The sequence below is a fragment of the Blastococcus sp. URHD0036 genome, from assembly GCF_000701365.1.
Taxonomy (GTDB): domain Bacteria; phylum Actinomycetota; class Actinomycetes; order Mycobacteriales; family Geodermatophilaceae; genus Trujillonella.
The window spans coordinates 1-19,717 of record NZ_JNIK01000017.1 but is presented as its reverse complement, the minus strand read 5'-3'; the positions used below and the strand labels follow the sequence as shown (position 1 = coordinate 19,717).

Below are 19,717 nucleotides of genomic sequence, written 5' to 3'. Positions count from 1 at the left end.
GCAGCTGTCGATCCCGGCCGGAGTCGCGTGTCGAAGAGGTGGAGGCCCGAAACGGCGGGCCCGGACACCCGGAGGACCTGATGGCCCAGTACCTGATCCTGATCCACGAGGACGAGACCGCGTACGCGACCGGCGGCGAGGAGCTCTATCGCGAGGTGATGGCCGCGCACGACGAGTTCGCCGCGGCCGTTCCGCAGCACGGCGGCAAGCTGCTGGGCGGTGCGGCGCTGCAGCCCACCACGACCGCGACGAGCGTGCGCGGCGGCGAGGTGACCGACGGCCCCTTCGCCGAGACCAAGGAGGCGCTCGGCGGCTACTACCTCGTCGAGGCGCCCGACCTGGACACCGCGCTGGCGGTCGCCAAGCTGTGCCCGGCGCGGTTCGGCGGCGTCGAGGTCCGGCCGGTCATGTCCTTCGACTGAGCACCTGCTCCCCGTGACCGACCCCGGTGCCGCCGTCGAGGCCGCGGTCGCCGATGCGCACCGTCGCGAGTGGGCCCTCGTGCTCGCCGCGACGGTGCGCGTCACCCGCGACCTCGACGCCGCCGAGGAGTGCGCGCAGGACGCCTTCGCAGCCGCGCTCACCGACTGGCGGGCGCACGGCGTCCCGGCGCGCCCCGGCGCCTGGCTGACGACGACGGCGAGGCGCCGGGCGCTCAACGTCCTGCGCCACCGGGGCGTCGAGCAGCGCTCCCTGCCGCTGCTCGTGGCCGACGAGGAGACGCCCGGGCCCGACGACCTGGTCGTCGACCCCGCCGGTGCGGAGCTGCCGGACGACCGCCTGCGCCTGGTCGTCACCTGCTGCCATCCCGCCCTGGACCGCCCGGCCCAGGTGGCGCTCACCCTCCGCCTGCTGTGCGGCCTGTCGACGGCGCAGGTGGCCCGCTCGTTCCTGGTCAGCGAGCCGACCATGGCCGCGCGGATCACCCGCGCCAAGAAGAAGATCGCGCTGGCCCGCATCCCCTACCGGGTGCCGCCGGCCGCGGAGCTGCCCGAGCGGGTGGACGCCGTGCTCGTGGTCGTGCACCTGCTCTTCACCACCGGCCACACCGTCCCGGCGGGCGAGGAGCTCGTGCGGCGCGACCTCGTCGAGCGCTCGGTCGAGCTCGCCCGCATGCTCCGCCGGCTGCTGCCCGCCGATCCCGCCGTGGCCGGTCTGCTGGCGCTGCTGCTGCTGACCGACGCGCGGCGGGAGACCCGGACCGGACCGGACGGCCGGCTGCTGCTGCTCGAGGAGCAGGACCGCTCGCGATGGGACCGGGCGGCCGTCGAGGAAGGCACCGCCCTGGTGCGCGAGGCGCTGCGGGCCCGGCCGCCGTCCCGGTACGCGCTCCAGGCCGCCATCGCCGCCGTCCACGCGGGGTCACCGAGGTGGGAGGACACCGACTGGGACGAGATCGTCGCCCTCTACGAGGTGCTCGCCCAGCTGTGGCCGTCGCCGGTGGTCGCCCTCAACCGCGCCGTCGCCGTCGGCTTCGCCTCCGGGCCGGCGGCCGGGCTGGCCGAGCTGGACGCGCTCGGCGCCGAACCCCAGCTGGCCGGCTACGGGTACCTGCCGGCGGCCCGCGCGGACTTCCTGCGCCGGCTGGGCCGGGCTCCGGGGGCGCGCGAGGCCTACACCGAGGCTCTGCTGCTCACCGAGAACGCGGTCGAGCGCGACTTCCTGACCGGCCGGCTGCGCGCGCTGGGCGGGTCCTGAGCCAGGATGGGCCGCGGCGGACCCGGCGGTGGGGGAGGAGCACGCATGAGCGACGACGACGTGGCGCAGGACGACGTGGTCTTGGTGGAGCGGCGGGACGGCGTCCTGGTGATCACGCTCAACCGGCCCGAGGTGAAGAACGCCCTGGACGCCCGGGTGGCCCGCGCGGTGGCCGCGGCCGCCGACGAGCTCGACGCCTCCGACGACCTGCGGGTCGGGGTGCTCACCGGCGCCGGGGGCACCTTCTCGGCCGGCATGGACCTCAAGGCCTTCCTCCGCGGCGAGCGCCCCACCATCGAGGGCCGCGGCCTGTGCGGCATCACGAAGACGCCGCCGCGCAAGCCGCTGATCGGCGCGGTCGAGGGCTGGGCCCTGGCCGGCGGCTTCGAGCTGGTGCTGGCCTGCGACCTCGTCGTCGCGGCCGAGGACGCCCGCATGGGTGTCCCGGAGGTGACCCGTTCCCTGGTGGCCATCGGCGGGGCGGCGCTGGGGCTGCCCCGGCGGATCCCGCACGCCCTGGCCATGGAGCTGCTGCTGACCGGGCAGCCGGTGTCCGCGGCCCGCGCCGCGGAGATGGGCCTGGTCAACCGCGTCACGCCGTCCGGCGGTGCGCTGGCGGCGGCGCTGGAGCTGGCCGCGGTCGTGGGCGCCAACGCGCCGCTGGCGGTCGCGGCGACCAAGGCGGTCGCCCGCGGGACCGCCGACTGGCGCTGGGACGAGGGCTGGGACCGCCAGGCGGAGCTGACCGACGCCGTCTTCACCAGCGAGGACGCCCGGGAGGGCTCGACCGCGTTCGCCGAGAAACGGCCGCCGGTGTGGCGGGGCCGGTGAGCGGAACCGGGCGGTGAAGCTGCTGCTGCCGGACTCGGTGCCGCTGGCGCCCCGGCTGCCCGACGGCGTGACCGCGGTGACCTACGCGGCGACGGCGCCGGTGCCCGACGAGCACCTCGACGCCGAGGCGATGGTGGTGTGGGGCAACTCCGTGCCCGACCTCGCCGCGGTCGCCGGCCGGATGCCGCGGCTGCGGTGGGTGCAGTCGCTCGCCGCCGGCCCGGACGCCGTCCTCGCGGCGGGCTTCCCGCCGGACGTGGTGGTGACCTCGGGCGCCGGTTTGCACGACGCGACGGTGACCGAGCACGCCCTGGCCCTGGTGCTGGCGCTCGTCCGGCGGCTCCCGGCAGCCGCACGGGCCCAGGCCGAGCACCGGTGGGCCCGCGAGCTGGGCGGCGTGCAGCCGCTGCGTCCCGAGGGCGCGGTGACCACGCTGCTGGGAGCCCGGGTGCTGGTCTGGGGCTTCGGCGCGATCGGCCAGACGCTGGCGCCCGTCCTGCACGCGCTGGGCGCCTCGGTCCGGGGCGTGGCCCGCACCGCGGGACGGCGGGGCGGGTTCGACGTCGTCGCCGAGGACCGGCTGGACGACGAGCTGGGGGACACCGACGTGCTGGTGATGATCCTGCCGGCGACCCTGTCGACGCGGCACGCCCTGGCCGCCGGGCGGCTGGCCGCGCTCCCGGCGCACGCCCACGTGGTCAACGTGGGGCGCGGGTCCACCGTGGACGAGGCGGCGCTGGCCGCGGCGCTAGGCGCCGGCCGGCTGGCCGGCGCGGCGCTCGACGTCACGGAGACCGAGCCGCTGCCCCCGGACTCACCCCTGTGGGACGCGCCGGGTCTGGTGCTCACGCCGCACGCGGCCGGAGGCCGGCCGGTCGGCGCGGACGAACTGGTCGCCGCCAACGTCGCGGCGCTGCTCGCGGGGGATCGGCTGCGCAACCTCGTGGACCGCTGAGGCCGGGCGCCGAGCCGCCGGCGTCAGGCGGTGAGCTCGCGGCGCTGCAGGCGCAGGCGACGGCGCTCGCGCTCGGACAGGCCGCCCCAGATCCCGAAGCGCTCGTCGTTGGTGAGCGCGAACTCCAGGCACTCGGCCCGGACGGTGCAGCCGGTGCAGACGCGCTTGGCCTCGCGCGTCGAGCCGCCCTTCTCCGGGAAGAACGCCTCCGGGTCGGTCTCGGCACACAGGGCGTCCAGCCGCCAGGGCTCCTCGCCGGCGTCGGAGTCGACCCACGTGGAGGCAGGCATCTCCTCGACCGCGAGCGGGGTGTAGGCCTCGGTGGCGTACTCCTCGTAGGCCGGGGCGTAGGTCCAGGCGGCCTCGGGCGCGGCGTCGTAGGGCTGACCGGTGGTGATCAGGCTCAGGTGGTTGCGGGAGAAGGAAGGCACGGGGAGCTCCTCGGGGAGGTGGCGTGGCGCCGCCCCCGCGTGTGACGGAGGGGTACGCCCTGGCTGCTGTCCGTGACGTTACGGATCCGAGACCATCAGGGCATCGCCGAGAACCCACGAAACGGGCCCGTCCGGTTGTCGGCTTCTGCACACGGCGGGCGTGTCCGTCAGGGGACGCGGCGCTCCCGCAGCGCGGCGGCCTCGTCGTCGGCACGCCGGCGGAGCTCCCGGGCGGTGGCGAGCATGCCGACGACCTCGGAGCGCGCCCGGAGCACGGCGGCGGCCGCGTCGTCCCCGGCCCGCCGGCGGACGGCGTCGGCGTCCCGCGCCGCCTGCTGCCGCAGCACCGCGAGCTCCGCACGGCCGGTCTCGGCCTCGTCCCGGGCGGCCTGCCGGATCGCCTCCGCGTCGGCCAGGACGCGGTCGGCGTCGGCGGTCACGGCGGCGGCGGCCACGGTGGCGTCGTCCACCAGCCGGGCGGCGGTCGCCTCGGCGTCGCCGAGCACCCGCTCGGCGGAGGCGAGCAGCCGCCGTCCCTCGGCGGCGGTGGCGGCGCGCTCGGCCCGGGCCTCTGCCCGGATGCCCTCGGCCTCGTCGGCCGCCGCGGCGAGCATCGCCCCGATCCGCCGGGAGAGCTGGAGCAGTTCGTCGCCGCCCGCGGAGTGCGACAGCCGCTGCTCGGCGTCGTCGAGGGCCGACCGCGTGCGCAGGTACAGGGCCGTGAGGTGCTCCCGCTCCCGGTCGGCGGTGGCGAGCTCGTCCTCGGCCCAGCGGACGTAGGTGTCGACCTGGAACCGGTCGTAGCCGGCCACGGCGCGGCCGAACACGGGGATCCCGTCGAGGACGGTGGGCAGGTCCCCCGTCACGTTCGGGCGGTGCCGCTCGGTGGTCTCGAGCTCGATGGTCATCCCGGCCTCCCTCCGCAGTCCGTCCGGACCGGCGACGCTACGGCCGGCCGGAGGGGTCGTCGCGCTCCTGGAGGAGGGGGCACCCGGGAGGTTGTGCCGGCGCACCCGTTCGGGTGCGCCGGCCGTCGGCGGTCGCGCTGCGTGACGTCGCTCCGCCGGGTGAGGAACGCCGCCGGAGGTTCGGCGGGAGCCGCGTGCTCGGGCACCCTCGGGGCATGGCCGACGTCCCGCCCCCGTCCCCCGGAGACCTGACCGTTCCGCCCTGGTTCGGCTGGGAGACGGTCGCGGGCGTGCTGCTGCTCGTGCTCGTCGTGCTCGTGGGCGTCGCCCTCCTCGCCGCCGCGCGGGCGGGCCGGGCCGACCGGTCGGAGTGGGAGGCGCTGCTGCAGGCGCGGTCGAACCGGCGTCAGGACCCGGCCGAGCCGGCCGGCTGAGCGACCGGGGCCGGCGGTCCCGGGCAGTGTCCGGGACCGCCGGGACCGTCAGGCCGCCGCGTGCGCGGGGCCGCCGGCCGAGGGACCGGCCGTCCGGCGGGCCGCCCGCACGGCCAGGAGTGCGGCGACGACCAGGAGCAGCAGCCCCAGGACGACGGCCACGATCGGCAGGACCGTCCCGACCAGGTTGAGCAGGCTCGAGTCGTCGCCCACGTCGCTGCCGCGCTCGTCGATCGAGTCGTCGGTGGAGTAGATGTCGATCGTGGCGAACCGGACGGCGACGGGGTAGCCGCCGAAGTCCATGGTCCCGGTGATCACCTGCGTGCTGCCGCCGGCGATGGTGGCCCCGAGCTCGCGGTCGGCGTCGACGAAGGTGGTCGTCTCCGACGTCCACTCGATCGGGACCTCGTCGGGCAGCGCCGCCAGCACGGCGTCCAGGTCAGCGGTCAGCGCGGGGTCGACCGACTCGGCGAGACCGGGTGCCAGCGGGGCCAGCGACTTCGGCAGCGCGGCCGGCAGGCCGAGCGCGTCCGGGTCGGCGAGCTCGCCGTCGGCCACGGACTGGTAGCGGTTCACGTCGCGGCCGCCGAACGTCTCCTCGCCCTCGAAGGTCACCGGGGCGGACTGCATCGTGTACTGGTCCCAGTACTCGTAGGTGCCCTCCTCGGTGGAGGGGTCGACGGGGAGGGTGAAGACCAGGCCCTCGGCCGAGGTCACGTCGTCGGCGCCGTCGGGCGCGGGGCGGGCCTCGGCGGTCTCGCGGTCGACGTTGAACCGCACCTCGGTGACCGCGGGCTCGCTGTCGCCGACGGTGCGGGTGTCGGTGCGGGACACGATCTCGGTGTCGCCGTCGACCGACTCGGCCTGCACGCGCCGGCTGGCCTCGATCGGCACGTCGGAGAGGAGGAGGTCGCCCCCGCCGCCGGTGAGGGCGGCCGGGTTGATGCCGTTGTAGGTGCCCTCGAACCGGAGGGTGACGTCGAGGTCCTCGGGCAGCTTGGTCACCGAGGGGACGACGACGAAGCGGACGACGGCGGCGGCGACGATCAGCAGCACGCCGATCACGGCCAGGACGATGGAGGAACGGGTCAATCTCACTGCGCGGAACTCCGGGGTCGGACGAGTGGAAACACCCTGAGTCTGCGCGCCGAACCGGTGACGGGGACCACCGGGTGCACTGGGTGCAAGACGGTGTGGCGTGCCCCACAGGCAGGCTGTGACGGGGGCGACAGGCCGGTGCTCAGCGGAGCGCCGGGACGCCGGTGCGCGGACGTTCACGCCCGGGAAACAGAGCGGTCCCGCGGGTCACGAGAACTTCACGGACGTGACCCGGAGGGGACACCGCCCGCCGCTTGACTCGCCGTCGACCCGCAGACCTGCTGCGGGGCGCGTCTAGGGTTCCGCCGCCGGTCACCGGCGGGTCTGGTCCGAGAGATGCAGGCAGGGGCGCCACCCCTGTCCCACGGCGGGAGAAAAGCCCGGGAGGCCACACCAGGCCCGGGCCGTGCTGTGCCCTGGCCCGTTCGGGAGGGGCCGGCATGACCGCGCTCGCAGATCCACCCCCCACCGTCTCCGACGACAGCGACCTGGCCGGTTTCGGCTACCGGCCACAACTGCACCGCAGCATCGGCAGCTTCGGGTCCTTCGCCGCCGGCTTCTCGTTCGTCTCCATCCTCACCACGGTCTTCCAGCTCTTCGCCTTCGGCTTCAGCTTCGGCGGCCCCGCCTTCTTCTGGACCTGGCCGATCGTGTTCGCCGGCCAGCTGATGGTCGCGCTCTGCTTCTCCGAGCTGGCCGCCCGCTACCCGATCTCCGGCTGCATCTACCAGTGGGCCACCCGCTTCGGCGGCACGCTGTGGGGCTGGACGGCGGGCTGGCTGATGCTCGTCGGCCAGGTCGTCACCGTGGCGGCCGCGGCCATCGCCATGCAGATCGTGCTGCCGGCCATCTGGAGCGGGTTCGAGGTGCTGGAGAGCCCCACCGCGAACGCCGTCCTGCTGGGCAGCTGCGTCCTCGCGATCACCACGCTCATCAACGCCGTCGGCATCCGCGCGATGTCGGTGATCAACAGCATCGGCGTCACCTGCGAGCTCGTCGGCGTGGTGCTGCTGTGCGTCGCGCTGTTCTCCAAGGCCGAGCGCGGACCGGGCATCGTGCTCGACACCGGCATCGCCGGCGGTTCGGGCTACTTCTGGGCGTTCGTCGTCTCCGGGCTGATGGCCGCCTACGTGATGGTCGGCTTCGACAGCGCCGGCGAGCTCTCGGAGGAGACCCGGGACCCGCGGCGCACCGCCCCGCGCACGATCATCCGCGCGCTCGTCGTGTCGGGCATCGGTGGTGCGCTCATGCTGCTCGCCACCCTGATGGCCGCCCCCAGCGTCACCGACGGCTCGCTCGGCGACCCCGCCCAGGGGCTCCCGTCGGTGCTGCTCAGCCGGCTCGGTGACGGCCTCGGCCGCGCCTTCCTGGTGGTCGTGGCGATCGCCGTGCTGGTCTGCACCCTGGCCATCCAGACCGCCACCACCCGGATGATCTTCTCGATGGCCCGCGACCGGGTGCTGCCGTTCTCCGGGGCCCTGGCGAAGGTCAACGGCCGCACCGGTGCGCCGATCCTGCCCGCGGTGGTCGTCGGCGTCCTCGCCGTCGCGCTGCTGGTGCTGAACGTGCACAACGGGGCGCTCTTCCTGGCCCTGACCAGCGTCTGCATCATGCTGCTCTACATCGCCTACCTGATGGTGACGATCCCGCTGCTGCGCCGCCGGCTGCGCGGCGGCTGGGCCCGCGGTGACGGCCTGTTCTCCCTCGGGCGCTGGGGCGTGGCGGTCAACGTCGCGGCCGTGGTCTGGGGCACCGCGATGGCGGTCAACCTGGCCTGGCCGCGCGCCGAGGTGTTCGGCACGGAGTGGTACCTGCGGTTCCTGCCCGAGCTGATGCTCGCCGGCGCCCTCCTCGTGGGGGCACTCGCCTACCGGGTGCAGAAGCGCCAGGTCCGGCGCGCGGCGGCCGACCTGGACCCCGCTCCGGTGTCGGAGGTGGCCGCGTGACCGCCCTGCTCGAGCACGACGTCCCCGGCGGGGCGCACTGGTCGCTGCTGCTGCGCGCCGGCCGGGTGCTGCGGCTGACCGCCCTGGACGACGGCGCGGTGTGCTCCACGCTGCTGTTCGCGGCGGGTGACCCGGTGGACCGGCTGAACGTGCCGGACACGCTGAAGGCGCAGATGAGCGCCCGGATCCGGCCGCCGATGGTCCTGATGAGCGACCGGGGCGCTGCGCTCGCGTCGGTGACCGGTTCCTCCCTGGACTGGCACGACTGCCTCACCGGGCACTCCCTCGACGGGCACGTCGCGGAGTTCGGCCCGACGTCCTACGGCACCGACCGCAACGACTGGCGCCGCTCGGCCCGCTCCGGGCTGCTGTCGGAGCTGCGCAAGCACGGCCGCGGCCCGGCCGACCTGCACGCCTGCGTGAACTTCTTCGCCAAGGTCGCCATCGGGGCCGACGGCGACCTGGCGCACGTGCCCGACCACGCCCGGGCCGGCGACTGGGTGTCGCTGCGGGCCGAGCAGGACCTGCTGGTCGTGCTCTCCACGGCGCCGCACCCGATGAGCACGGCGTGGGCTCCCGGCGCCGTCCGCGCCGAGGTCGAGGCGGGGGCGCCCTACGGCCCCGACGACCCGTCCGTCACGTTCCGCCCCGAGAGCGCCCGCGCCCTCGCCAACGCCCAGGCGGTGCTGGCATGACCGCGACCCTGACCCTGCCCACCGTCGAGAGCGCGCTGCGCGCCGAGGACGCCGTCCTCGACGTGACGGTGGCGGCCGGCGACGGCTTCCTCGGCCGGGTACCGGCCGGCGGCTCGTTCCGCATCGTCGACCTGCACGGCAACCAGGCCGCCGACACCTTGTTCTACGACGCCGACGACGTGACCAACCGCTACAGCGCCATGGACACGATCCGCGAGCAGCGGGCGGCGTACCTGACCGCCGGCTCGCGGCTGCTGTCCCAGGACGGCGACCCGCTGGTCACGATCACCGCCGACACCTGCGGCCGGCACGACACCCTCGGCGGGGCGTGCGCGCAGGAGTCCAACGTCGTGCGGTACGGCATGCACACCCGCCACCAGCACGCCTGCCGGGAGACGTTCCTCCGGTACGGCGCGCCGGCCGGCATCGGTGCCCGCGAGCTCGGGCACAACGTCAACTTCTTCATGAACGTGCCGCTCACGCCGGACGGCGGCTTGAGCTTCGCCGACGGGTTGTCGGCACCCGGGCGCTACGTCGAGGTGCGCGCCGAGCGGGACGTGCTGGTGCTGATCAGCAACTGCCCGCAGCTGAACAACCCGTGCAACGGCTGGGACCCGACGCCGATCCGGCTGCTGGGGTGGACCGCGTGACCGCCCTCGGGTCCCGTGTCCTGACCGGCACCGTCGAGGTGCTGGCCCCGGGCGTGCAGACCAGCGTGCAGGACCTCGCCGGGCGCACCGGCCTGTGGGACGTCGGCGTGCCGCCCTCGGGTGCCTGGGACGACCTCTCCTTCGCCCTGGCCAACCGCGCGGTGGGCAACCCGCCGACCGCGGCCGGGCTGGAGGCGGTCATGACCGGGCCGCGGCTGCGCTTCGGCGAACGGACGCTGGTCTGCCTCGCCGGCGCGGTCGGCTCGGCCACCCTCGACGGGCGGCCGGTCCGCCCCGGCGTGGTCACCGTGGTGCCGGCCGGGGGAGTGCTCGACCTCGGCCCCTGCGGAGCGCCCGGGCTGCGCGGCTACCTCGCGGTCGCCGGCGGCATCGCGGTGCCCCGCGAACTGGGCAGCCGGGCGACCTTCCTGCTCGGCGGGTTCGGCGGGCTCGACGGCCGCGCCCTGGCCGCCGGCGACCGGCTGCCGCTGGGCCGCACCGAGAACCTCGAGGCGCCGGTCGACGTCGCCCCGCTGCTCCCGCAGCTGGGCACCGACTGGACCCTGCGGGTCCTGCCCGGCCCGCACGGGGCGCCCGAGCACCTCACCGAGGACGGCGTCGCGGCGTTGTTCGCCGCGACCTGGACGGTCGACCACCGTGCCGACCGCACCGGCGTCCGGCTGGTCGGCCCCGCCCCGGGGTGGGCCCGGCAGGACGGCGGCGAAGCGGGCCTGCACCCGTCGAACATCCACGACAGCGCCTATCCCGTCGGCGGGATCATGCTGTCCGGCGACACCCCGGTGATCGTCGGGCCGGACGGGCCCAGCCTCGGCGGGTTCGTCGTCCCCTGCGTGGTGATCCGCGCCGACCGGTGGCAGCTGGCCCAGCTGCGCCCGGGTGACACGGTGCGCCTGGTGCCGGTGACGCCGGCGGACGCCGACGCGGCCAACGCCGAGCGGGCCGCCCTGCTCGCCGCCCCGGCCGCGGCGGTCGCGGCACGGCTGGAGGCGGCCCTGGCCGACCGCCGGCCCGCCCCGGTCGCTCCGGTCGCGGGGCCCGTGCACCGGCCGCTGCTGGCCGAGCTGGCGGCCGACGGCCCCCGGCCGCGGATCACCGTGCGCGCGGCCGGCGACTCCCACCTGCTCGTGGAGGCCGGCCCCGCGGAGCTGGACCTGCACGTCCGGGTCTGGGTGCACCTGCTGGCCCAGCGGCTGCGGGGGCTGGCGCTGCCCGCCGTCCGGGAGCTGGTCGAGGGCGTGCGCTCCATGCTCGTGCAGGTCGACGAGCGGTCGCTGCCGCTGCCGGTGCTGGCCGAGCTGCTCGTGCAGCTGGCCGCCGAGGTGCCCGACCCGGAGTCGGTGACGCTCGACGTGCGCGAGGTGACCCTGCCGCTGGCGCTGGACCACCCGGCCGCGCACGAGGCGATGGCCCGCTACGCCCGGTCGGTGCGGCCGGACGCGCCCTGGTGCCCGGACAACGTGGAGTTCATCCGCCGGGTCAACGACCTCGGCGACCGGGCCGACGTGTTCGACGTCGTCACCGCGGCGACCTACCTGGTGGTCGGGCTGGGCGACGTCTACCTGGGCGCCCCGGTCGCGGTGCCGATCGACCCGCGGCACCGCCTTGTCACCACCAAGTACGACCCGGCCCGGACCTGGACCCCGCAGAACGCCGTCGGCATCGGCGGCATCTACCTCTGCGTCTACGGGATGGAGGGGCCCGGCGGCTACCAGCTGGTCGGCCGCACGGTGCCCGTCTGGCGGCACGTGAGCGGCTCGGCGGAGAAGCCGTGGCTGCTGCGGCAGTTCGACCGGCTGCGGTTCGTCCCGGTGACCGCCGACGAGCTGGCCCAGCGGCGGGCCGCGATCGAGGCGGGGGAGGAGGGGCTGCAGGTCCGCCCCGCCACCTTCTCGCTGGCCGAGGTGCGCAGCCTGGAGGCCGCGCACACCGAGGAGATCAGCACCGTCCGGGCCCGGCGCCGCGCCGCGTTCGACGCCGAGCGCGCCCGCTGGGGGAGCAGGTGACCGCCGTCCGCCCGCTGCCGGCGGCTGCCGATCTCGACCAGCCCGCGTTCATCCACGTCCTCACGCCCGAGGAGGTGGCCGCCCTCGAACCGGCCGCCGACGGTCCGCTGGCGGGGCTGTCGTTCGCCGTCAAGGACAACATCGACGTGGCCGGCGTCCCGACCACGGCGGCGTGCCCGGCGCGGACCGAGCCGGCGGCCCGGTCGGCGGTCGCGGTCCGGCGGCTGCTCGACGCCGGGGCGCTGCCGGTGGGCAAGACGAACATGGACCAGTTCGCCACCGGCCTGGTCGGCGCCCGCTCGCCGTACGGCGCGTGCAGCAGCGTGTTCTCCGCCGCGCACGTCAGCGGCGGCAGCAGCTCCGGCAGCGCGGTGGCCGTGGCGGCGGGCGTCGTCCCGCTGGCGCTGGGCACCGACACGGCCGGCAGCGGCCGGGTGCCGGCGGCGTTCAACGGCCTGGTCGGGATGAAGGCGACCCGCGGCCTGGTGCCCACCACCGGGGTGCTGCCGGCGGCGCCGTCGCTGGACTGCGTCACCACCTTCACCCGCACCGTGGCGCTGGCCCGCGCCGCGCTGGGGGTGCTCGCCGGGCCCGACCCGGGGGATCCGTGGTCCCGGCCCGCGCCGCCGGTGCTGCCGCCCGGGGTGGCCGCCACCATGCGCGTGGTCGCCGTACCGGACGGGCCGCTGGACCTCGATCCGCCGCACGCGGCGGCGTGGGAGGCGGCGCTGGCGCACGCGGCGACCGTGGCCCGGCTGGTGCCGGTCGACGTCGGCGCGTTCCTGGAGGCGGCACGACTGCTCTACGGGGGGCCGTTCCTCGCCGAGCGGCTGGCCGCGTTCGGCGACCAGCTGGAGCCCGACGGCCCGCACCTGGACCCGACCGTGCGCCGGATCGTCCTCGGTGCCCGGGGCATCGGCGGGGCCGACGTCTACCGCGGCCAGCAGCGGCTCGCCGAGCTCCGGCAGGAGGCGATGCGCACCTTCGTGGGTGCCGACGCGCTGCTGCTGCCGGTCACCCCGGGGCATCCCACGCTGGCGGAGGTGGCGGCCGACCCGGTCGGGGCCAACGCGCGGCTCGGGACGTACACGAACATGGTCAACCTGCTCGACCTGTGCGCCGTCGCGGTGCCGGCCGGGATGCGGGACGACGGCCTGCCCTTCGGCGTCCAGCTGCTCGCGCCGGCCTTCGCCGACGGGCCGCTGCTCGACGTCGCCGCGCGCTGGTGCGGGGAGCCGGTCGCCGAGGTGCCGGTGCGCAGCCTGGTCGCCGTGGCCGGGGCGCACCTGACGGGGGAGCCGCTGAACCCGCAGCTGGTCGCGCTCGGCGGCCGGCTGCACGCCCGGGCGCGTACGGCGGGCGGGTACCGGATGTACCGGGTGCCCGGGCCGCTGCCCCGGCCCGGGCTGGTCCGGGACGCCGGCGGTCCGGCCGGCGGTCTCGAGGTCGAGGTGTGGGACCTGCCCGCGGCGGGCCTCGGCGAGCTGCTGCCCACGGTCGCGGCTCCGCTGACACTCGGACCGGTGGAGCTGGACGACGGCGGCGTCGTCCCGGGCTTCCTCACCGACCCGGGCGGCGTCGACCCGGCGTCCGACATCACCGCCTGGGGCGGCTGGCGGGCTTACCGGGCGGGAGGCTGATCAGCCGCGGCGGGTGCGGCCCCGCGGGCCGCCCTGCCGCCCACCCAGCGCCCGTCCGGCGGCGCGACCGGCGACCCGCCGGCCGCTGCCGCCGGGGCGGCGGTCCCGCTCGCCGCCGCCGCGCCCGGCGGGGGCGCTGCACGGGCGGCAGGTGGTGAACCAGGGGGCGATCGCGCTGCCGCACGAGGTGCACTTCCCCGAGCGGCCCAGAGCGATGGCGTCGGGGAGGAGCTCGCTGATCATCTCGGCGCACTCCTCCTCGACCCACGCGGCGTCGTCGCTGGAGAGGCCCGCGACGCCGTCGAACTGGCGGAGCAGGGTCTGCGCGTCGCGGGCGGCCGCGGCGGCCTGCTCGAAGTCCTCGACGGACCCGCCGCGGGGGACGTCGGGGAGGATCGTCTCGGGGTCGACCTCGAGGCCGGCGGCGTGCTGCAGCGCGGCCTTGGCCAGCACCAGCCAGCGGGTCCGGCGCGGCGGGTTGTAGTCGATGGCGAGGTTGACCAGCCGCCACACGGTGGCCAGGTCGCCGACGGCACCCAGCGGGCCGCGCAGCAGCGGCAGCAGGGCGTGCACCCGGGTGACGAGCGTGGTGACGTCGTCGGCGGTCATCGCCTCGTCGCGGGTGGCGGCCCGCGCCCACGCCATCCAGCGGGTCAGCGCCTCGGGCAGGTCGACGGCCTCGAACGCGCCGAGGTCCTCGAGCTCGGGGCGCAGCCGCGGGGAGCGCTTGGGCAGGTCGCTCATCGCGTCACCGCGGGCGACCGCGGCGCCGGTCTCCAGCACGGCGACGCTCGGCCTGAGCCCCTGCACGCCGGTGAGGACGCCGACCGAGCCGTGCCCGGTCAGCCCGTAGCGCCCGGCGCGGCCGGCGATCTGCGCGGCCTCCCAGCTGCGCAGCGGGCGCACCTGCTCGCCGTCGAACTTGGTGGTCTCGGCGAACAGCACCGTGGTGGCCGGCACGTTGATGCCGTGACCGATGACGTCGGTGGTCACCAGGACCTCGAACTCCCCGGTGGTGAAGCGCTCGATCACCTCGCGGCGGGTCATCGGCGGCAGCGCGCCGTAGAGGACGCCGACCTTGCCCGGCCGGTGCTGGTCGAGCTCGGCCGCGACGGCGTAGACGTTCTTGCGGGAGAAGGCGACGACCAGCGTCTGCGGCCGCACCGTCTCCGGCTTCACCGGGGCGCGCAGGACGTCGAGCCGGGACAGCCGCTTGTGGTTGACGACGGTGACTTGCTCGGCGTCGGCGACCAGCGGCTTGAGCAGCAGGTAGGCCTCGGCGGCGGCGATGAGGTGCATCTCCTGGTACTCGCCGGTGAGGACCAGGCGGGCCCAGTGGTGGCCGCGCTCGGGATCGGCGATCCAGTGCGACTCGTCGAGGACCAGCAGCCGCCCGCGCATCGGCGCCTTCTCGACCGTGCAGCAGACGATCGGTGCGAACGGCTCGATCTCCTCCTCACCGGTGGAGAGGCCGACGCTGCCGGGCGGGAGGAGGGCCGACAGCTTCTCGTAGGCCTCGTGGGCCAGCTGGCGCAGCGGCGCGGCGTAGACGCCCGACCCGGCGGCCGCGAGGGCCTGCAGCGACTCGTAGGTCTTGCCGGAGTTGGTCGGCCCGAGGTGGAAGACGACGTGCTCGGGCCGGACCTCGCGGACGGGCAGCGTCGGCGCCGCGCCCTCGACCCAGCTCTCCTGGGCCAGCCGCTCCTCGCGCGCGGCCGCGCGGGAGGGCGACACGGGGCGGTCGGCGGCGGAGCGCTCCCGGCGGCGGGAGGTGGGGGACTGGGGGTGGCTGGCAGACAGGGGGAGTCCTCGGTTCAGCGGAAAGGGCATCCGCGCGCACGCGGGGAGATTCGGTTGCACAGCACAACACCGCGGTCGCGCAGTCCATGCCCGGCGGCGGTTGACCTCGAGCGGACTGCAGGGTCGACGCTGGCCCGGCACCGGCCAGGTCGGGGAGAAAGTCGCTGGCCGCCGGTGAGTCTACGGCGCACAGTGCGTCGTACCTCGCAGAGACCGTCGACCCGCCGAGGTGAGGACCACGATGACCACGTCCACCCCACTCGCCATCGAGGCGAGCGGACTGCGGAAGTCCTACGGCACCACCCGCGCGGTGGACGGCGTGGACCTCGCCGTGCCGACCGGCGCCGTGTACGGGGTCCTGGGCCCCAACGGCGCGGGCAAGACCACCACCATCCGCATGCTCGCGACGCTGATCGCGCCGGACGCCGGCAGCGCCCGCGTGCTCGGGCACGACATCGTGTCCGAGGCCGACACGGTCCGCGAGCTCGTGAGCCTCACCGGCCAGCTGGCCTCGGTCGACGAGGAGCTGACCGGCCGGGAGAACCTCGTCCTGCTCGGCCGGCTCCTCGGCTACTCCCGGCCGGCCGCGCGCAGCCGGGCGGACGAGCTGCTGGAGGCGTTCGACATCGCCGACGCCGGCGGCAAGCTCGTGAAGTTCTTCTCGGGCGGCATGCGCCGGCGGCTGGACATCGCGGCCAGCATCGTGGTCACCCCGCGGCTGATGTTCCTCGACGAGCCGACCACCGGGCTCGACCCGCGCTCGCGCAACCAGGTGTGGGAGATCGCCCGGGCGCTCGTCGCCGAGGGGACGACGATCCTGCTCTGCACGCAGTACCTCGAGGAGGCCGACCAGCTCGCCGACGGGATCGCCGTGATCGACCGCGGCCGGGTCATCGCCGAGGGCACGCCCGGGCACCTCAAGGCGTCGGTGGGCGCCGGGGCCCTGCGGGTGCGGCTGGTCGACGGGGCGCACCGCGCGGAGGCGGCCCGGCTGCTCGAGCGCGCCGTCGGGCCGGTGACGCTGGACGCCGAGCCGGCCGCTCTGTCGGCCGCCGCGGACGCCGAGCGGGCGGCGATCGGCGTCGCCGAGCTGGCCCGGGCAGGCATCCCGCTGGCGCACTTCGCCCTCGAGCAGCCGAGCCTGGACGAGGTGTTCCTCGCCCTCACCGGCCGCGCCGCCGAGGACGAGACCTCCCCGACCCTGCAGGAGCTGTCATGACCACGACGTCGGGCACGCCGGACACCGCGGACACCGCCGCCGTCCGCCGGGCGATCTCCTCCACCCCGCGGCCACCGCGGCCGGGTCCGCTGTCGGCGGCGCTGACCTTCGGCTGGCGCGGCATGCTCAAGGTCCGGCACGTGCCGGAGCAGCTGCTCGACGTCACCGTGACGCCGGTGATGTTCCTGCTGATGTTCACGTACCTCTTCGGGGGCGCCATCGCTGGCTCCACCAGCGCCTACCTGGACTACACGCTCCCGGGCCTGCTGGTCATGTCGGTGCTCTTCACGACCGTCTACTCGGGCGTCTCGCTGAACACCGACCTCACCAAGGGCGTGGTCGACCGCTTCCGGTCGCTGCCGATCTGGCGCCCGGCGCCGCTGCTCGGCTCCCTGCTCGGCGACAGCGTCCGGTACGTCATCGCCGGCACGGTGATCATCGTGGTCGGTGTGGCCCTGGGCTTCCGCCCCGACGGCGGGGCCGTCGGGGCGGTCGCCGCCCTGGCGCTCGTCGTCGTCTTCTCGTTCGGGCTGTCGTGGGTCTTCTCGGTGCTCGGGCTGCTGCTGCGCACGCCGAACGCGGTGATGAACGCCGGGTTCATGGCGATCTTCCCGCTGACGTTCCTCTCCAACGTCTTCGTCGACCCGGAGACGCTGCCCGGTCCGCTGGAGGCGTTCGTCGACGTCAACCCCGTCTCGATCCTGGCGACGGCGTCGCGCTCGCTGATGGCGGGGGAGCCGGACGGCGGCGCGATCGTCGTCTCCCTGGCGGTGGCCGCGGCGCTGGCCGCGGTGTTCCTCCCGCTGACGACGCGGCTGTACCGCAGCCGCTGACCGCCGTCCGCCGCCCGGTCAGCGGCGGGCGGAGATCGCGGCGATCTCGTGCGCCGTCTCGACGGTGGGTGCGTCGGCGAGGGCGCGGAGCAGTGCCCGCTCCTGGCGGAGGTGGGCGCGGGTGACGCGGGCGCGGCGCAGGCTCATCCGGATGCCGGTCATGGGAGTTCCTCTCGGTCAGCCGGCCAGGGTGGCCGGCACGGGGGATGGGGCGGTGCCGACCGGGCTGCACACGGTGCAGCCGTCGGCGTCGGACTCGACGGTCGCCGCCGGCAGCAGCCGGCGGACCAGGCCCAGAGCCCGCACGTTGTCCTCCTGGACGGTCGCGGTCACCCGGCGCACGCCGCGGACGACGGCGAGCTCCAGGACCTCGCCCAGCAGCTGGCGCCCGAGGCCGAGCCCCTGCCAGTCGTCCTCGACGACGACGGCGAACTCGGCCGAGTCCGGGTCGGCGGGGGAGCGGTCGTAGCGGGCGACGCCGACGACCTCGTCCCCGATCACCGCGACGACGGCCTCGCGGAGGGCGTGGTCGACGTGCACCAGCCGGCGGACGGCGAGCAGGGGGAGGGAGTGCACCGGCGCGTGGAAGCGGCGGTACCGGGTCTCCGGCGACAGCCGCGGCCACAGGCGGAACAGGCGCGCCAGGTCGTCGTCCTCGATCGGGCGGGTCGCCACCGGCAGGTGCATCGGAGCCTCCTGGGTTCGTTGCCTGAACCTTGCTCCTCCGCGGTCGGTTCGTCAAGTGAACCCAGCGTGTCTATGCTGATCGACGTGAGCGAGCTGCTGCTGGACCGGACCCGGTGCTCGGTCGCCGGGACGCTGGCCGTCGTCGGGGAGAAGTGGACGCTGCTGGTGCTGCGCGAGGCATTCCTCGGCGTGCGCCGGTTCGCCGACTTCCAGCGGATCCTCGGCGCGCCCAAGGCCGTGCTGACCGACCGGCTGGCCGGCCTGGTCGAGCAGGGGATCCTCCGGCGGGTGCCCTACCAGGCCGAGGGCGAGCGGCAGCGGGCCGAGTACCGGCTGACCCGCAAGGGGGTCGACCTGTTCCCGACGCTCGTGGCCCTCATGGAGTGGGGGGACCGGTACCTCGCCGACGGCGACGGTCCGCTGGAGCTGGACCACCGCGACTGCGGGGCGCCGGTGCACCTGGCGCTCAGCTGCGAGGCCGGGCACCCGGTCGACGGGGCCTGGGACGTGACCTCGGTCCGTCGCGGCTGACCTGCTCCCCGGCCGCCTGGATCAGGCGGGCTCGGGGACCCCGCCGGGATCGCCGCCCGGGTCGTCCGGGGTGGCCTCGATCGGCGGCGGTGGGAGCGGCTCCGGCGCGTCGGGGAGCAGCTCGCCGGGGTCGTCGGGGATCGGCTGGGTCGGGTCGATCAGCGGTTCCGGCTCTGGCACGGGCTCGACCATGCGGTCAGTCAACCAGCAGTGGCGCCACCATGCGGTCGACGTAGCCGGCCAGCACGTCGAGGTCGGCGCCCGCCATCGCGCGGGTGCCGATCTGGTCGCGCAGTGACGCGATGCCGGCGAGCAGTGCCGCCACCAGCTCCGCCCGCAGTTCGGCGTCGGGTCCGTCGAGGCGCCCGGCCAGCTGGGTGGTGAAGCCGGCGTGGATCCGCTCGCGGGCGATGGTGCGGACGAGCTCCGTGCCGGCGCCGGCGACGAGCGTGGACATGCTGCTGGCCCGGATCTCGGCGGGGGCGTCGGGGTCCAGTGCGCGGCGCAGCAGGGTGTGCGGGAGCGCGTCGAGAGGGGTGTCGGCGATGGTGCTGTCCGGCTCGGTCGGCGAGAGGGCCTCGACGAGGAGGGCCTCCTTGGAACCGAAGTACCGGTAGACGAGCGCCTGGTTGGCGCCCGCGGCCGTGGCGACGTCGCGGGTGCTCACCGCGGCGACGCCGTCCCGGGCGATGAGGGAGCGCGCCGCGGTCAGCAGGGACTCCCGCGTGGCGGCCGCATCGCGGCGGCGGGGGCCTGCCTGGTCGTCCTCGGTCACCGGACCTCCGCCCGTCGTCGTGCTGTGGCGCGCTGACACTACTGCGCCGTGCCGGTTTGTAGTCACCTGTTGACTTGTCGCCGCGCTCGGCTCTACCGTCTAAGTCGTCGGGTGACTACATCGCTGGAGAGGGGACGTCATGGACGTCGAGGACATGATCATGATCAGCATCGACGACCACGTCGTCGAGCCGCCGGACATGTTCGCCAACCACGTCCCCGACCGCTGGCGGGACCAGGCGCCGAAGTCGATCACCGACGAGAACGGCTACGAGAAGTGGTGGTTCCAGGGCAACTCGATGGGGACCATCGGGCTCAACGCCGTCGTCGGCTGGCCGAACGAGGAGTGGGGCCTGAACCCCGCGACGTTCGCCGAGATGCGCCCGGGCGCCTACGACATCCACTCGCGCATCGAGGACATGAACCGCAACGGCATCCTCGCCTCGATGTGCTTCCCGTCCTTCGCCGGCTTCAGCGCGCGGTACTTCCAGGAGGCGAAGGACAAGGACCTCGCCCTGATCATGCTGAAGGCCTACAACGACTGGCACATCGACGAGTGGTGC

At 75.4% G+C, this 19,717-nt stretch carries 22 protein-coding genes and 1 riboswitch; of the genes, 14 read left to right on the top strand and 8 right to left on the bottom strand.

Annotated features, from left to right (window positions below):
• Positions 1–80: 80 nt before the first annotated feature.
• From N555_RS0118525 to N555_RS0118510, 4 genes are read left to right on the top strand one after another with little or no spacing between them, the layout of a single operon-like run.
• Positions 81–422 carry a YciI family protein gene (locus N555_RS0118525; protein ID WP_029432988.1) on the top strand — a complete coding sequence of 114 codons (342 nt, stop codon included), beginning with the start codon at positions 81–83 and terminating at the stop codon, positions 420–422.
• Positions 423–435: 13 nt separating this feature from the next.
• Positions 436–1,698: an RNA polymerase sigma factor gene (locus N555_RS0118520; protein WP_029432987.1), complete on the top strand. Its 1,263-nt coding sequence runs from the start codon at positions 436–438 to the stop codon at positions 1,696–1,698.
• A gap of 45 nt (positions 1,699–1,743) precedes the next feature.
• Positions 1,744–2,529, top strand: a complete 786-nt coding sequence (locus tag N555_RS0118515) for a crotonase/enoyl-CoA hydratase family protein (RefSeq protein WP_029432986.1) — start codon at positions 1,744–1,746, stop codon at positions 2,527–2,529.
• A gap of 13 nt (positions 2,530–2,542) precedes the next feature.
• Positions 2,543–3,484, top strand: coding sequence for an NAD(P)-dependent oxidoreductase (locus N555_RS0118510; RefSeq protein WP_029432985.1), 942 nt, complete (start codon positions 2,543–2,545; stop codon positions 3,482–3,484).
• 23 nt (positions 3,485–3,507) lie between these two features.
• On the opposite strand, the gene N555_RS26200 is transcribed toward N555_RS0118510, so the two are convergent.
• Both N555_RS26200 and N555_RS0118500 read right to left on the bottom strand, forming a co-directional pair.
• Complete coding sequence (locus N555_RS26200) at positions 3,508–3,774, bottom strand: WhiB family transcriptional regulator (RefSeq protein ID WP_051684285.1); 267 nt, start codon at positions 3,772–3,774, stop codon at positions 3,508–3,510.
• Between the two features lie 308 nt (positions 3,775–4,082).
• Positions 4,083–4,823 (bottom strand): hypothetical protein, encoded by a 741-nt coding sequence (locus N555_RS0118500; RefSeq protein WP_029432983.1) that lies wholly within the window; start codon positions 4,821–4,823, stop codon positions 4,083–4,085.
• Between the two features lie 215 nt (positions 4,824–5,038).
• Here N555_RS0118500 and N555_RS0118495 point away from each other — a divergent pair, with 215 nt between their 5' ends.
• Positions 5,039–5,257 carry a hypothetical protein gene (locus N555_RS0118495; protein WP_029432982.1) on the top strand — a complete coding sequence of 73 codons (219 nt, stop codon included), beginning with the start codon at positions 5,039–5,041 and terminating at the stop codon, positions 5,255–5,257.
• Positions 5,258–5,305: 48 nt separating this feature from the next.
• On the opposite strand, the gene N555_RS0118490 is transcribed toward N555_RS0118495, so the two are convergent.
• On the bottom strand, positions 5,306–6,349 hold the full coding sequence (locus tag N555_RS0118490) for a porin PorA family protein (protein WP_029432981.1): 1,044 nt from the start codon (positions 6,347–6,349) through the stop codon (positions 5,306–5,308).
• Positions 6,350–6,638: 289 nt separating this feature from the next.
• Positions 6,639–6,744, top strand: a riboswitch (guanidine-I (ykkC/yxkD leader).
• A gap of 51 nt (positions 6,745–6,795) precedes the next feature.
• Here N555_RS0118490 and N555_RS0118485 point away from each other — a divergent pair.
• From N555_RS0118485 to atzF, 5 genes are read left to right on the top strand one after another with little or no spacing between them, the layout of a single operon-like run.
• Entirely contained in the window at positions 6,796–8,301 is a 1,506-nt protein-coding gene (locus tag N555_RS0118485; RefSeq protein ID WP_034511466.1) for an amino acid permease, read from the top strand.
• Positions 8,298–8,996, top strand: a complete 699-nt coding sequence (locus N555_RS0118480; RefSeq protein WP_029432979.1) for an urea amidolyase associated protein UAAP1 — start codon at positions 8,298–8,300, stop codon at positions 8,994–8,996. The genes N555_RS0118485 and N555_RS0118480 overlap by 4 nt, the downstream gene beginning before the upstream one ends.
• Positions 8,993–9,646: an urea amidolyase associated protein UAAP2 gene (locus N555_RS0118475; protein ID WP_034511463.1), complete on the top strand. Its 654-nt coding sequence runs from the start codon at positions 8,993–8,995 to the stop codon at positions 9,644–9,646. Before N555_RS0118480 ends, N555_RS0118475 begins: the two co-directional genes overlap by 4 nt.
• Positions 9,643–11,670: a 5-oxoprolinase/urea amidolyase family protein gene (locus tag N555_RS0118470; RefSeq protein WP_051684284.1), complete on the top strand. Its 2,028-nt coding sequence runs from the start codon at positions 9,643–9,645 to the stop codon at positions 11,668–11,670. The genes N555_RS0118475 and N555_RS0118470 overlap by 4 nt, the downstream gene beginning before the upstream one ends.
• A complete protein-coding gene (atzF, locus tag N555_RS0118465) occupies positions 11,667–13,310 on the top strand; it encodes an allophanate hydrolase (protein WP_197029076.1) in 1,644 nt (547 codons plus the stop codon). The genes N555_RS0118470 and atzF overlap by 4 nt, the downstream gene beginning before the upstream one ends.
• Here the strand turns inward: atzF and N555_RS0118460 are convergent, their stop codons facing one another.
• Entirely contained in the window at positions 13,311–15,044 is a 1,734-nt protein-coding gene (locus tag N555_RS0118460; RefSeq protein ID WP_231503007.1) for a helicase-related protein, read from the bottom strand. It abuts the gene before it with no gap.
• Between the two features lie 307 nt (positions 15,045–15,351).
• Between N555_RS0118460 and N555_RS0118455 the strand changes: the two genes are divergently transcribed.
• Positions 15,352–16,329, top strand: coding sequence for a daunorubicin resistance protein DrrA family ABC transporter ATP-binding protein (locus tag N555_RS0118455; protein ID WP_029432974.1), 978 nt, complete (start codon positions 15,352–15,354; stop codon positions 16,327–16,329).
• Positions 16,326–17,162 (top strand): ABC transporter permease, encoded by an 837-nt coding sequence (locus tag N555_RS0118450; RefSeq protein WP_029432973.1) that lies wholly within the window; start codon positions 16,326–16,328, stop codon positions 17,160–17,162. The genes N555_RS0118455 and N555_RS0118450 overlap by 4 nt, the downstream gene beginning before the upstream one ends.
• A gap of 18 nt (positions 17,163–17,180) precedes the next feature.
• Here N555_RS0118450 and N555_RS27990 read toward each other — a convergent pair whose 3' ends face one another.
• Both N555_RS27990 and N555_RS26195 read right to left on the bottom strand, forming a co-directional pair.
• Entirely contained in the window at positions 17,181–17,324 is a 144-nt protein-coding gene (locus N555_RS27990; RefSeq protein ID WP_156036422.1) for a hypothetical protein, read from the bottom strand.
• Between the two features lie 15 nt (positions 17,325–17,339).
• Positions 17,340–17,849, bottom strand: coding sequence for a GNAT family N-acetyltransferase (locus N555_RS26195; protein WP_051684227.1), 510 nt, complete (start codon positions 17,847–17,849; stop codon positions 17,340–17,342).
• Between the two features lie 84 nt (positions 17,850–17,933).
• Between N555_RS26195 and N555_RS0118435 the strand changes: the two genes are divergently transcribed.
• Positions 17,934–18,380 (top strand): winged helix-turn-helix transcriptional regulator, encoded by a 447-nt coding sequence (locus tag N555_RS0118435; RefSeq protein ID WP_231503006.1) that lies wholly within the window; start codon positions 17,934–17,936, stop codon positions 18,378–18,380.
• Between the two features lie 21 nt (positions 18,381–18,401).
• Here N555_RS0118435 and N555_RS28425 read toward each other — a convergent pair whose 3' ends face one another.
• Entirely contained in the window at positions 18,402–18,560 is a 159-nt protein-coding gene (locus N555_RS28425) for a hypothetical protein (RefSeq protein WP_197029105.1), read from the bottom strand.
• Positions 18,561–18,576: 16 nt separating this feature from the next.
• A complete protein-coding gene (locus tag N555_RS0118425; protein WP_029432970.1) occupies positions 18,577–19,155 on the bottom strand; it encodes a TetR/AcrR family transcriptional regulator in 579 nt (192 codons plus the stop codon).
• A gap of 139 nt (positions 19,156–19,294) precedes the next feature.
• Here N555_RS0118425 and N555_RS0118420 point away from each other — a divergent pair.
• A partial coding sequence (locus N555_RS0118420) for a hypothetical protein (protein ID WP_029432969.1) occupies positions 19,295–19,717 on the top strand: 423 nt, incomplete at its 3' end.

Excerpts from the sequence above, each read along its gene's own strand:
- N555_RS26200 (WP_051684285.1), bottom strand. The coding sequence starts at position 3,774 with ATGCCTGCCTCCACGTGGGTCGACTCCGACGCCGGCGAGGAGCCCTGG.
- N555_RS26195 (WP_051684227.1), bottom strand. The coding sequence starts at position 17,849 with ATGCACCTGCCGGTGGCGACCCGCCCGATCGAGGACGACGACCTGGCG.
- N555_RS0118515 (WP_029432986.1), top strand. The coding sequence starts at position 1,744 with ATGAGCGACGACGACGTGGCGCAGGACGACGTGGTCTTGGTGGAGCGG.
- N555_RS0118525 (WP_029432988.1), top strand. The coding sequence starts at position 81 with ATGGCCCAGTACCTGATCCTGATCCACGAGGACGAGACCGCGTACGCG.
- N555_RS0118485 (WP_034511466.1), top strand. The coding sequence starts at position 6,796 with ATGACCGCGCTCGCAGATCCACCCCCCACCGTCTCCGACGACAGCGAC.
- N555_RS0118450 (WP_029432973.1), top strand. The coding sequence starts at position 16,326 with ATGACCACGACGTCGGGCACGCCGGACACCGCGGACACCGCCGCCGTC.
- N555_RS0118475 (WP_034511463.1), top strand. The coding sequence starts at position 8,993 with ATGACCGCGACCCTGACCCTGCCCACCGTCGAGAGCGCGCTGCGCGCC.
- N555_RS0118495 (WP_029432982.1), top strand. The coding sequence starts at position 5,039 with ATGGCCGACGTCCCGCCCCCGTCCCCCGGAGACCTGACCGTTCCGCCC.
- N555_RS27990 (WP_156036422.1), bottom strand. The coding sequence starts at position 17,324 with ATGACCGGCATCCGGATGAGCCTGCGCCGCGCCCGCGTCACCCGCGCC.
- N555_RS0118455 (WP_029432974.1), top strand. The coding sequence starts at position 15,352 with ATGACCACGTCCACCCCACTCGCCATCGAGGCGAGCGGACTGCGGAAG.
- N555_RS0118500 (WP_029432983.1), bottom strand. The coding sequence starts at position 4,823 with ATGACCATCGAGCTCGAGACCACCGAGCGGCACCGCCCGAACGTGACG.